The sequence below is a fragment of the Bradyrhizobium sp. 521_C7_N1_3 genome (assembly GCF_052075975.1).
Lineage (GTDB): Bacteria > Pseudomonadota > Alphaproteobacteria > Rhizobiales > Xanthobacteraceae > Bradyrhizobium > Bradyrhizobium japonicum.
In genome coordinates this window covers 8,161,015-8,172,823 of sequence record NZ_CP197232.1, presented here as the reverse complement: position 1 = coordinate 8,172,823, position 11,809 = coordinate 8,161,015, and the positions used below count along the sequence as shown (strand labels likewise).

General features: G+C 65.8%; 9 protein-coding genes. All 9 read left to right on the top strand.

Going from position 1 to position 11,809, the window contains the following annotated elements; genetic code table 11:
* Positions 1 to 125 precede the first annotated feature (125 nt).
* The 9 genes from mraY to ftsA all read left to right on the top strand — a co-directional run bounded on the left by mraY (position 126) and on the right by ftsA (position 11,786).
* Entirely contained in the window at positions 126 to 1,229 is a 1,104-nt protein-coding gene (mraY, locus tag AB7008_RS38430; RefSeq protein WP_028156369.1) for a phospho-N-acetylmuramoyl-pentapeptide-transferase, read from the top strand.
* A 112-nt stretch (positions 1,230 to 1,341) separates the two neighbouring features.
* Entirely contained in the window at positions 1,342 to 2,742 is a 1,401-nt protein-coding gene (gene murD, locus AB7008_RS38425; RefSeq protein WP_441260476.1) for a UDP-N-acetylmuramoyl-L-alanine--D-glutamate ligase, read from the top strand.
* 303 nt (positions 2,743 to 3,045) lie between these two features.
* A complete protein-coding gene (gene ftsW / locus AB7008_RS38420) occupies positions 3,046 to 4,197 on the top strand; it encodes a putative lipid II flippase FtsW (protein WP_014492957.1) in 1,152 nt (383 codons plus the stop codon).
* Positions 4,198 to 4,311: 114 nt separating this feature from the next.
* Positions 4,312 to 5,412, top strand: a complete 1,101-nt coding sequence (gene murG, locus AB7008_RS38415) for an undecaprenyldiphospho-muramoylpentapeptide beta-N-acetylglucosaminyltransferase (RefSeq protein WP_441260475.1) — start codon at positions 4,312 to 4,314, stop codon at positions 5,410 to 5,412.
* Between the two features lie 122 nt (positions 5,413 to 5,534).
* Positions 5,535 to 6,938, top strand: a complete 1,404-nt coding sequence (murC, locus tag AB7008_RS38410) for a UDP-N-acetylmuramate--L-alanine ligase (protein ID WP_441260474.1) — start codon at positions 5,535 to 5,537, stop codon at positions 6,936 to 6,938.
* A gap of 112 nt (positions 6,939 to 7,050) precedes the next feature.
* Positions 7,051 to 7,968 carry a UDP-N-acetylmuramate dehydrogenase gene (murB, locus tag AB7008_RS38405; RefSeq protein WP_441260473.1) on the top strand — a complete coding sequence of 306 codons (918 nt, stop codon included), beginning with the start codon at positions 7,051 to 7,053 and terminating at the stop codon, positions 7,966 to 7,968.
* 133 nt (positions 7,969 to 8,101) lie between these two features.
* A complete protein-coding gene (locus AB7008_RS38400) occupies positions 8,102 to 9,088 on the top strand; it encodes a D-alanine--D-alanine ligase family protein (protein ID WP_441260472.1) in 987 nt (328 codons plus the stop codon).
* A 350-nt stretch (positions 9,089 to 9,438) separates the two neighbouring features.
* A complete protein-coding gene (locus AB7008_RS38395) occupies positions 9,439 to 10,467 on the top strand; it encodes a cell division protein FtsQ/DivIB (protein WP_441260471.1) in 1,029 nt (342 codons plus the stop codon).
* Positions 10,464 to 11,786 (top strand): cell division protein FtsA, encoded by a 1,323-nt coding sequence (gene ftsA, locus AB7008_RS38390; RefSeq protein ID WP_041953233.1) that lies wholly within the window; start codon positions 10,464 to 10,466, stop codon positions 11,784 to 11,786. Before AB7008_RS38395 ends, ftsA begins: the two co-directional genes overlap by 4 nt.
* The last annotated feature ends 23 nt before the right edge of the window (positions 11,787 to 11,809 follow it).

Sequence of the window (11,809 nt, the reverse complement as noted above, 5' to 3'; positions counted from 1 at the left end):
TGCGGCGCGAAGCCGTCCGTTTTCCCAGAGGTCGCCCGACCCCATGAAGAAGACCCGTGAATGCGCGTGAGGCAAGTCAAGGCCAACACCAGGGCCGCGTGCAAAGGCGCCATAGGACCGTCTGAATGTTTTACTGGCTGATCGAGCTCTCCAACACATTTCCCGGCTTCGGTGCCGTTCGCACCTTCCTGAACGTCTTCCGCTACATCACCTTCCGCACCGGCGGCGCCGTCGTCACCGGCGCGCTGTTCGTGTTCCTGTTCGGGCCCTGGATCATCGACCATCTGCGCATCCGTCAGGGCAAGGGCCAGCCGATCCGGACCGACGGCCCGCAATCGCATCTCGCCAAGAAAGGCACGCCCACCATGGGCGGGCTGATGATCCTGTCTGGCCTCACGGTCGGCACCGTGCTGTGGGCCAATCCGCTCAATCCCTATGTCTGGATCGTGCTGGCAGTGACGCTCGGTTTCGGCTTCGTCGGCTTCTATGACGATTACCTCAAGGTGACCAAGCAGACCACGACGGGCTTCGGCAGCAAGCTGCGCCTGCTGATCGAGGCCGCCATCGCGCTGGTCGCCTGCTATGCGCTGGTGCGATTGAACCGCGATCCCGCGTCGACCGCGCTGACGATTCCCTTCCTCAAGGACACGGTGCTGCATTTCGGCTGGTTCTTCGTCGTGTTCGGCGCTTTCGTCATCGTCGGCGCCGGTAATGCGGTGAACCTCACCGACGGTCTCGACGGCCTTGCCATCGTTCCCGTGATGATCGCGACTGCGAGCTTTGCGATGATCGCCTATCTCGCCGGCAACGCGGTGTTCGCCGACTACCTGCAGATCAAATATGTCGCCGGCACCGGCGAGCTCGCTGTGCTCTGCGGCGCGCTGCTGGGCGCCGGTCTCGGGTTCCTCTGGTTCAACGCGCCGCCGGCCTCGATCTTCATGGGCGACACCGGCTCGCTCGCGCTCGGCGGCATGCTCGGCGCAATCGCGGTCGCGGTGAAGCACGAGATCGTGCTCGCGGTGATCGGCGGCCTGTTCGTGCTGGAGGCGGTCTCTGTCATCGTGCAGGTGGTGTCGTTCAAGATGACGGGCAAGCGCATCTTCCGCATGGCGCCGATCCATCACCATTTCGAGCAGCTCGGTTGGACCGAGCCGCAGATCGTGATCCGCTTCTGGATCATCTCGGTGATGCTGGCACTTGCCGGCCTGTCGACGCTGAAGCTGCGGTGACTGTGGTGCCTGCCCAGGATCGTCATTCCGGACGACGCGAAGCGGCGATCCGGAATCTCGAGGTTCCGGGTTCTCGCTCCGCGAGCCCCGGAACGACGGAGATGAAATCATTATGATCCCGGTCACATCCTTTGCCGGCAAGACGGTCGCGGTGTTCGGCCTCGGCGGCTCGGGGCTTGCGTCCTGTCACGCGTTGAAAGCGGGTGGCGCCGAGGTGATCGCCGCCGACGACAATGCCGAGAACGTCGCCAAGGCGGCACAGGCCGGTTTCATCACGGCCGATTTGCGCAATGTCAGCTGGGCGAATTTCGCGGCGCTGGTGCTCGCGCCGGGCGTGCCGCTCACCCATCCCGTGCCGCACTGGAGCGTGCTGAAGGCGCGCGAGGCCGGCTGCGAGGTGATCGGCGATATCGAGCTGTTCTGCCGCGAGCGTCGCCGACACGCGCCCAACGCGCCGTTTGTCGCGATCACCGGCACCAACGGCAAGTCGACCACGACGGCGCTGATTGCGCATCTGACAAAGGTCGCCGGCTACGACACCCAGATGGGCGGCAATATCGGCACCGCGATCCTGTCGCTGGAGCCGCCGCGAACGGGCCGCGTCCACGTCATCGAGATGTCGTCCTACCAGATCGACCTCACGCCTTCGCTCGATCCCTCCGTCGGCATTTTGCTCAATGTAAGCGAGGACCATATCGACCGTCACGGCACCCTCGCGCATTACGCTGCGGTGAAGGAGCGTCTCGTCGCCAGCGTGCAGGTGGGCGGCACCTCGATCGTCGGCGTCGACGATGGCTTCTGCCGCGACATCGCCGACCGGCTTGACCGCGCCGGCAAGAACGTGGTGCGGATCTCCGTCAAGAACCCGCTGGCCTCCGGCATCCATGTCGAGCACGGCACGATCGTGCGCACCGCGGGCGGCGCGAGGAGCGAGATCGCAAAGCTCGGTGGCATCGGCTCGCTCCGCGGCCAGCACAACGCGCAGAACGCGGCCTGCGCCGCCGCTGCCGCGCTCGCGATGGGCATCAGCCTCGATGTGCTGCAGAACGGCCTGCGCAGCTTTCCGGGCCTCGCGCATCGCATGGAGCAGGTCGGCCGCCGCGGCAACGTGCTGTTCGTCAACGACTCCAAAGGCACCAATGCGGATGCGACGGCGCATGCGCTGTCGTCCTTTTCGGAAATCTTCTGGATCGCTGGCGGCAAGCCGAAGGCGGGCGGCATCACTGGCCTCACCGGCTACTTCCCGCGCATCCGCAAGGCCTATCTGATCGGCGAGGCCGCGCAGGAGTTTTCGGGAACGCTGGGCACGCAAGTGGCGCACGAGATCAGCCAGACCCTGGACGTCGCCGTCGAGCACGCCGCGCGCGACGCCGAGGCATCCGGTCTCACGGATGCGGTGGTGCTGCTGTCACCCGCCTGCGCGTCCTTCGACCAGTACCGCAACTTCGAGATCCGCGGCACCAAGTTCCGCGAACTGGTGCAGGCACTGCCGGGTGTGAAACCGGTGGTGTGAGGGGCGCTGCTTCTCCAATCTCCGCTGTCGTCGCCCGGCGTGAGCGGGCGACCCTGTATCCAGAGGCGGTGCTGAGATACGGAGACGCTGCGGCGTCTGGATGCCCCGGTCCCGGCTCCGCTAGGCTACGCCGGGCCCACAAGGGCGCTCGGCCGGCGAAGCTTTAGCGAAGACGGCAAGCCGGGGCATTGCCACCATTTGTGGACGCGTTGTGCGCTCTCTCCAAAGTTATCGATCTCCTTAACCCCCCGGTAACCAACCTCGGCGACCAATGGAGCGACCTCTGTCCGAAAGCGGCCGCCCATGCTCTCCCGTGAAGAACGCACCCCCTTTTCCGAGTGGTGGTGGACCGTCGACAAGCCGCTGATGGGCGCCATCCTGGCGCTGATGCTCACCGGCGTGATCCTGTCGCTGGCGGCGAGCCCGCCGGTTGCGACCCGCATCGGGCTCGATCCCTTCCATTTCTTCAGCCGCCACGTGATGTTCCTGGCGCCGTCCTGCCTGGTGCTGCTCGGGGTGTCCTTCCTGTCGCCGCGCGCGATCCGCCGTTCGGCCCTGATCATCTTCGCGGCCAGCATCATCCTGATCGTGCTGACGCTCGCGATCGGCCCCGAAGTGAAGGGCTCGCGGCGCTGGATCACGCTGCTCGGCGTCAACATCCAGGCCTCCGAAATCGCAAAGCCGTCGTTCGTCGTCATCGCCGCCTGGCTGTTCGCGGAATCGACCAGGCGGCCCGAGATGCCGGCGACCTCGATGGCGCTGGTGCTGCTCTTGATGCTGGTCTCGCTGCTGGTGATGGAGCCCGATTTCGGTCAGACCATGCTGATCCTGATGGTGTGGGGCTCGCTGTTCTTCATCGCGGGCATGCGCATGATCTGGGTGTTCGGCCTGGCGGGCGCCGCCGCCGCCGGTCTGTTCAGCGCCTATCTGTTCGTTCCGCACGTCGCCGGCCGTATCAAGCGTTTCATGAATCCGGCTTCCGGCGACACCTTCCAGGTCGATACCGCCATGGAAGCCTTCTACAACGGCGGATGGTTCGGGCTCGGGCCCGGCGAGGGCATCGCCAAGCGCAGCCTGCCGGACAGTCACACCGACTTCGTGTTCGCGGTTGCCGCCGAGGAGTTCGGCATCATCCTGTGCCTTGCGATGCTGGCGCTGTTCGCTTTCGTCGTGATCCGCACGCTGTCGCGCGCCTACGCCAATGAGGACATGTTCTCGCGCTTTGCCGCATCTGGGCTTGCGATCCTGTTCGGCGTGCAGGCCGCGATCAACATGTCGGTCAACCTCCAGCTCATCCCTGCCAAGGGCATGACGCTGCCGTTCATCTCCTATGGTGGCTCCTCGATCGTGTCGCTGGCCTATGGTGTCGGCATGATGCTGGCGCTGACCCGGCTGCGGCCGCGCACCGAAGTCGAGGCGAGCGGCCACGCCGAGGCGATGCGCAGCTACGCCTAAGCGTCATTGCGAGGCGCGAAGCGACGAAGCAATCCAGAGTGTCTCCGCGGTCACAGTCTGGATTGCTTCGCTTCGCTCGCAATGACGGGAGATAGCCTGTAAAACTCCCTCACCATGGACACTTCCCCCCTGATTCTTCTCGCCGCGGGCGGCACCGGCGGCCATTTGTTTCCGGCCGAGGCGCTCGGTGTCGAGCTGATCCGGCGCGGCTTTCGCGTCCGCCTCGTCACGGACGAGCGGGCGCTGCGCTATAGCGGGCTGTTCAGCAAGGACATGATCGACGTCGTCTCGAGCGAGACCGCGCGTGGCCGCAATCCGTTGCAGCTCGCCTATGCCGGCCTCACGCTCGCCGCCGGCACACTGTCCGCCTATAGCCTGATCAAGCGATTGAAGCCCGTCGCCGTCGTCGGCTTCGGCGGCTATCCGACGCTGCCGCCGCTGGTTGCTGCAAAATTTGCCGGCGTCCCTGGCATCATCCACGACGCCAACGCGGTGCTCGGTCGCGCCAACCGGTTTCTGTCGACCCGCGTCCGCGCCATCGCGACGTCCTTGCCGGGCGTGCTCGACCGCGACCCGGCGCTGGCAGGCAAGACCACGACCGTGGGCACGCCGATGCGTCCGGCGATCCTCGCCGCGGCCGCCGTGCCCTATGCCGCGCCTGAAGCGAACGGACCGCTGCGCCTGCTCGTCGTCGGCGGCAGCCAGGGCGCGCGTATCATGGCCGACATCGTCCCCGGTGCGATCGAGCGGCTCGAGCCCGCACTGTGGAGCCGGCTCGTCCTGACCCAGCAGGTCCGCGATGAGGACATGGCGCGCGTGCGCGCGGTCTACGACAAGCTCAAGATCAATGCCGAGCTCGGGCCGTTCTTCACCGACCTGCCGGCGCGGCTCGCCTCCAACCATCTGGTGGTGTCGCGCTCCGGCGCCGGCACCGTGGCCGAGCTCGCCGCGATCGGGCGGCCCTCGATCCTGGTGCCGCTGCCGGGTGCGATCGACCAGGACCAGTTCGCCAATGCCGGCGTGCTGGCCAAGGTCGACGGCGCGATCCGTATCCCGCAGACCGAGTTCACCTCCGACCGGCTCGCCGCCGAGATCTCCGCCTTCGCCGCCGAGCCCGCGCGCCTCGCATCGATGGCCGCAGCCGCGAAGGGGGCGGGGCGGCTCGATGCGGCCGAACGATTGGCCGATCTGGTGGTCAAAGTCGCGGGAATCTGACGCGAAAAAGCCCTTGTCTTGGCCTTCCAAAGCGGGGCATCCAGTAGGAAAGGCGCGCGGCTGATTTGGCCGTGACCTTCGCCAGATGCCGCCTTTCCGGCGGCGAGGTCAGGGAACAGAGCATGAGACTGCCGCGCGAGATCGGACCCATCCACTTCGTCGGGATCGGCGGGATCGGCATGAGCGGCATCGCCGAGGTGCTGGTCAATCTCGGCTATGTCGTGCAGGGCTCGGACGCCTCCGACAATTACAATCTCGACCGTCTGCGCAAGGCGGGCGCGAAGGTTTCGGTCGGCCACAAGGCCGAGAATGTCGACGGCGCTGCGGTCGTCGTCGTGTCTACCGCGATCAAGCGCGACAATCCGGAACTGATGGTGGCGCGCGAACGCCGCATTCCCGTGGTGCGCCGCGCCGAGATGCTGGCCGAGCTGATGCGGCTGAAGAGCTGCGTCGCCATCGCCGGCACCCACGGCAAGACCACGACGACCACGATGGTCGCAACGCTGCTCGATGCCGGCGGCCTCGATCCCACCGTCATCAATGGCGGCATCATCAATGCCTATGGCTCGAATGCGCGCCTTGGCGCCGGCGACTGGATGGTGGTCGAAGCGGACGAGAGTGACGGCACGTTCCTGAAGCTGCCGACCGATGTCGCGATCGTCACCAATGTCGACCCCGAGCATCTCGATCACTTCAAGACCTTCGAGGCGGTGCAGGACGCGTTCCGGCATTTCGTCGAGAACCTGCCGTTCTATGGCTTCGCCGTGATGTGCATCGACCATCCCGTCGTGCAGAGCCTCGTCGGCAAGATCGAGGATCGCCGCATCATCACCTATGGCGAGAATCCGCAGGCCGATGTGCGGCTCGTCGATCTCACTCCGATGGGCGGTGGCTCCAAGTTCAAGGTCGCGTTCCGCGATCGCAAGACCGGCGCCGTGCACGAGATCGCCGATCTCATGTTGCCGATGCCGGGACGCCACAACGCCTCGAACGCGACGGCCGCGATTGCGGTCGCGCGCGAACTCGGCGTGTCTGACGAGGCGATCCGCAAGGCGATCGCAGGCTTCGGCGGCGTCAAGCGCCGCTTCACCAAGACCGGCGAGTGGAACGGCGTCACGGTGATCGACGATTACGGTCATCACCCCGTCGAGATCGCGGCAGTGCTGAAGGCGGCGCGGGAATCCACCAACGGCAAGATCGTCGCCGTGGTGCAGCCGCATCGCTACACCCGCCTGCAATCGCTGTTCGAGGAATTCTGCACCTGCTTCAACGATGCGGATGCGGTTGTTGTCGCCGATGTCTATGCCGCCGGCGAGACGCCGATCGACGGCATCGACCGCGATCATTTCGTCGCCGGCCTGCGCGCCCATGGCCACCGCGAGGTGATCCCGCTGCCGGCAGCGCCGGAGCTTGCAGGGATCGTCAAGGGCCTGGCGAAGTCGGGCGATCTCGTCGTGTGTCTTGGTGCGGGCAACATCACGCAATGGGCGTATGCCTTGCCCGGCGAATTGAAGGCGCTGGGGTAGGCGCTCTCATGAGAGTCTCACCGACAGGCACACGGCACTCCCTGACCCTCCCCCGCAAGGGGGGAGGGAACAGAGGCAGCGTGCGTCCCTCACGCGAAGCGAGCATCTCCGCATGACCTTCCCCGACATCACACCCGATCTCAAAGCCGCGATGCCGGAGCTGCGCGGCCGGATGCTGGCCAACCAGTCGCTGGCCGAACTCACCTGGTTTCGCGTCGGTGGTCCCGCGCAGGTGCTGTTCACGCCGGCGGATGAGGACGATCTCGCTTACTTCCTCGCGCATCTCGCGCCCGACATTCCCGTCTATGTCGTCGGCGTCGGCTCCAACCTGATCGTGCGTGACGGTGGCATCGCGGGTGTTGTGATTCGGCTGGCGCCGCGCGCCTTTGGCGAGGCGAGCGCGAGCGGCGATGTCGTCACCGCTGGAACTGCCGCGCTCGACAAGCGCGTGGCGGAAGTGGCGGCCTCCGCCAATATCGGCGGGCTAGAATTCTATTTCGGCATTCCCGGCACCATCGGCGGTGCGCTGCGCATGAATGCGGGCGCCAATGGCGGCGAGACCAAGGACGTATTGATCGAGGCGACCGGCGTTGCGAGGGACGGCAGCAAGCACGTGTTCTCGAATGCCGACATGAAATTCGTCTACCGCAACAGCGGCGTCGCCCCCTCCATTATCTTCACCTCCGCACGTTTCCGCGGCGAGATCAGGGACACTGATGCGATCCGCGCGCGCATGGCGGAGGTGCAGACCCACCGCGAGACCGCGCAGCCGATCCGCGAAAAGACCGGCGGCTCGACCTTCAAGAACCCGCCCGGCCATTCCGCCTGGAAGCTGGTGGACGCCGCCGGCTGCCGTGGCCTGCGCGTCGGCGGCGCGCAGGTCTCGGAGATGCACTGCAATTTCCTGATCAACACGGGCGATGCCACCGCGCACGACATCGAGTCGTTGGGCGAGACCGTGCGCGAACGGGTGAAGGCAAACTCCGGAATTGAGCTACATTGGGAAATCAAGCGGATTGGGGTTTCATGATTCCCGTCATTCCGGGATGCGCCGTCAGGCGCAGGCCCGGAATCCATAAGCCCAGGCCGTGGTTATGGATTCCGGGCTCGCGACTTCGTCGCGGCCCCGGAATGACGAAATGGAGAGATTGCGGACTATGAACATGCGCATCACCATCCTCTTCGGCGGCTCCAATCGGGAGCGTCTGGTTTCGGTCGCCTCAGCCCAGGCGCTGCATCAGGCGCTGCCCGAGGCCGATCTCTGGTGGTGGGACGTCGAGGACAAGGTGCATGTCGTGCAGTCGAAGCAACTGCTCGAACACGCCCGTCCGTTCGAGGACGAGTTCAAGCCCGGCACATCGGGCATTCCGCTGGCGCAGGCGCTCGACCGGGCCAAGGCGGAGGGCCGCGTGCTGGTGCTCGGCCTGCATGGCGGCCGCGCGGAGAACGGCGAATTGCAGGTGATGTGCGAGGCGCGCGGCGTGCCCTTCACCGGATCGGGCTCAGCCTCCTCGCATCTTGCCTTCGACAAGATCGCGGCCAAGCATTTCGCCGCGCTCGGCGGCGTGGCGCCGCCGGCCAATGTTGCGCTGGACAAGATCGACGAGGCCTTCGCCGAATACGGCCGGCTGATCGCAAAGCCGGCGCGCGACGGCTCGAGCTATGGCCTGATCTTCGTCAACGCCAGGCAGGATCTCGTCGCAGTCCGTAATGCGGCGAAGCACGAAGACTATGTGATCGAGCCCTACATCGCGGGCGTCGAGGCAACCTGCGGCGTGCTGGAGCGCACCGACGGCTCGATCATCTCGCTGCCGCCGATCGAGATCATTCCGGGCGAGGGCAATTTCGACTACGCCGCAAAATATCTCCTGAAGTCGACCCAGGAGATCTGTCCCGGCCGTTTTGCGCCCGAGATCACAGCCGCGCTGAAGGAGCAGGCGATGCTGGCGCATCGCGCGATGTCCTGCACCGGCTATTCCCGCTCGGACTTCATCGTCTCCGACAGGGGCCTGATCTATCTCGAGACCAACACGCTGCCCGGGCTGACCAAGTCCTCGCTCTACCCCAAGGCGCTGAAAGCCGAAGGCATCGAGTTCGTCGACTTCCTGCGTGGCCTGGTCGAGCTCGCTGGGCGGGGCGTAAGAAAATAATTAGGACTGGTTAACGGCCGAACGGGCGAAATGGCCGGTTTTGGAACCCAAAACCGGTAAGATGCCGGGTATCGCGGCATAAATGCCTCACAAGCCTGGGCAAAACGCATCCGGCGTTAACGAAGTTTACCTTTTGTTTACCAGGACGTCCGAAGGTTAACGCTGGCGGCGCATATGACGCTTTGGCTGCCGGCGCGTGGGCTGTTGCGGGTGATGTCACCTCCAGCGAACGCTTTGAAGGGGAGAGGTTTTCTTCTTCTGAAGACCAGCACCCGGCCCGGCAAGTCCGAGACGTCATGTTCGCCAGGACCCGCGCGATGTCGCGGGCTAACTGTTGACGAGCTCGTGCAATGGATGGTGCAGGAAGCCTCACCCGGTCGTTTTTGAGATCGCTGAGGCCCCAAGCTGACCTGAAGGCGGCCGCTATCGGAGCGGTCGTGCTTCTGCGCGAGTGGGTGCAGGACAAGCGCGACCAGAAGCGCGCTGCCGCCCAGAACAAGATCAGGTCCAAGACCAAAGCCAAGCCCGTCGTCGAGCGCGAGCCGCCGCCGCGCGTGGTCGCGCTGGTCGAGCGCTATGCGCCGCGCCGGGTCGGGATCACCATGACCGTTCTGCTGCTGGCCGGAAGCTGTGGCTTCGGCATCGTCAGGGGCGGCCATCTCCAGGATTTCATCGCCGCAGTCAGCGACACCCGCAACGCGCTGGCTAATTCCGCGGGCTTCCGCATCACCTCCGTCGTGATCAACGGCCGCAAGCAGCTCAGCCAGGACGAGATCCTCGCGGTCGGCGGGGTCAGCGGCCGCTCCTCGCTGCTGTTCCTCGACGCCGACGTCGTGCGCGACAAGCTCAAGGCCAATCCCTGGATTGCGGATGCGACCGTGCTGAAGCTCTATCCGGGCCGGCTCATGATCGACATCACCGAGCGCCAGGCCTTCGCGCTGTGGCAGGAGGCCGGCCGGCTCTCCGTCATCGCCGATGATGGTGCGGTGCTCGAGCCTTACGTCTCGCGCCGGTTCCTGTCGCTGCCGCTCGTGGTCGGCAAGGGTGCCGACACCCAGGCGCGCGATTTCCTGGCGCTGCTGGCGCGCTATCCGCAGATCAATTCGGTGACCAAGGCCGCGATCTATGTCGGTGAGCGGCGCTGGAACCTGAGGCTCAAGGATGGCCTCGACATCCGTCTGCCCGAGCAGGACGTCGGCAACGCCCTCGCGATGCTGTCGAGGCTCGACAAGGAGGACAAGCTGTTCTCCCGCGACATCGTCGCCGTCGACATGCGCCTGCCCGATCGCCTGGTGGTGCAGCTGTCCGACGACGCCGCCAAGGCGCGCGAGGACCTGTTCAAGGACAAGAAGAAAAAGAAGGCCGGGGACGCCGCATGACCGGCCTTGATCGCACCCAGACCCCGAAGACGCGCCCGATGCCGCACAAGCGCGGCGGCATCGTCGCCTGCCTCGACATCGGCACCAGCAAGATCGCGTGCATGATTGCGCGGCTGAAGCCGTCGGCGCCGAGCGACGCCTTGCGCGGCCGTACCCATGCGGTGGAATTGATCGGTTACAGCCAGATCCAGTCGCGCGGCATGAAGGCCGGCGCGGTGATCGATCTTGCCGAATGCGAGCAGGCGGTACGCCAGGCCGTCGGGCTGGCGGAGAAGATGGCCAAGGTGCGGGTCGAGTCCGTGCTGCTGTCGGTCTCCGGTGGCCGGCTTTCCGGCCAGCTGGTCGAAGCCGCCGCCGACATCCGCGGCGGCGCCGTGACGCCGGCCGATGTCAGCCGCGTCACCTCGACCGGCATGCGCCACGCCACCGGCGAGGGCCGCACCGTGCTGCACGCGCTGCCGGTCGGCTACACGCTCGACGGCGTCAAGGGCATCCGCGATCCGCGCGGCATGGTCGCGCATCAGTTCGGCGTCGACATGAACGTCGTCACCTGCGAGGCCACCGTTGCCCGTAACCTGATGCTGGCGGTGGAGCGCTGCCACATCAATGTCGAAGCCATGGCGGCGAGCCCCTATGTGGCCGGCCTGTCGGTGCTGACCGACGACGAGGCCGATCTCGGCGCCGCCGTCGTCGAGATGGGCGCGGGCACCACCACCATCGCGGTCTATTCCGGCGGCCGCTTCGTGCATGCGGCGGGCTTTGCGCTCGGCGGGCAACACATCACGATGGATCTCGCGCGCGGACTCTCCGCGACCATTGCCGATGCCGAGCGAATCAAGACGTTATATGGCACCGTCATCACCGGCGGATCGGACTCGCGTGAGCTGATGTCTGTACCGACAGCCGGTGACGAGCAGGATCTGCCGCAGATCGTCTCCCGCGCCACCATCGCCAACATCGTCAAGCACCGTGCCGAGGAAGTCTTCGAAATGGTTCGGGACAAGCTGAAGGATTCGCCCTTCGCCTCAGAGCCCAACGGCCGCGTTGTGCTCTCCGGCGGCGCCTCGCAGCTCACAGGCCTCGTCGAACTCGGCACGCAGATTCTCGGCCGGCCCGTGCGGATCGGACGTCCGCTCGGTTTCGGCCGGCTGCCCAACGAGGCGAAGAACGCCGCGTTCGCGGTACCGGCCGGGCTCCTCGTCTACCCGCAATATGTTCACCACGAGCATGTCGAACCGCGGCATACGCGGCAGCAGGTCAGGACAGGGACGGGCGGTTATTTTGGAAAGGTCGGACGATGGCTACGCGAGGGCTTCTGATGAACCGGTTCCGCAACCTTCGC